Consider the following 637-nt stretch of genomic DNA (forward strand, 5'->3'; position numbering starts at 1 on the left):
GCGCGTGCTTGGCCTGCGCGATCTCGGACCGGCGATCTCGCCCTTCAACGCCTTCCTGATCCTGACCGGCCTGGAGACGCTGCCGCTCAGGATGCAGCGCCATTGCGACAACGCCGCGAGCGTCGCCGGCTGGCTCTCCAACCATCCCAAGGTCGCCTGGGTGAATTATCCCGGACTGCCCAGCGACAAGAACAACGCGCTGCAGAAGAAATATTCGCCGCAGGGCGCCGGCGCGGTCTTCACATTCGGCCTCAAGGGCGGTTACGAGGCCGGTGTCAAATTCGTCGAGGCGCTGGAATTGTTCTCGCACCTCGCCAATGTCGGCGACACCAAGTCGCTGGTCATCCATCCGGCCTCGACCACGCACCGCCAGCTCTCCGACGAGCAGAAGGTCACGGCCGGCGCCGGGCCGGATACGGTGCGGCTGTCGATCGGCATCGAGGACGTCAACGACATCGTCGCCGATCTTGAGCAGGCGTTGAGCAAGGTCTGATATGTCTGCCTTTCTTGCGGTCAGTGTCGACAGCGTCGAGCCGGAGGCCGGTGCGCCGGCCCCGGACCGGGTGATCTCGGGCGATCCGAAATTCCGCACCTGGAATGTCGAGGAGCGGGACGGCGGCCTTTATGCCGGCATCTG

The 637-nt window shown here is 65.0% G+C and carries 1 protein-coding gene and 1 pseudogene; both read left to right on the forward strand.

The genetic code is table 11. The features are described 5' to 3' along the window. Positions 1-493: PLP-dependent transferase (locus EOA27_RS39115; protein WP_189562403.1), on the forward strand; the 493-nt coding region annotated here is incomplete at its 5' end. 1 nt (position 494) lies between these two features. Continuing rightward, positions 495-637 (forward strand): annotated as a pseudogene (locus EOA27_RS42815) (cupin); the annotation flags it as partial.

This window comes from Mesorhizobium sp. M2A.F.Ca.ET.037.01.1.1 (assembly GCF_003998075.1).
Lineage (GTDB): Bacteria > Pseudomonadota > Alphaproteobacteria > Rhizobiales > Rhizobiaceae > Mesorhizobium.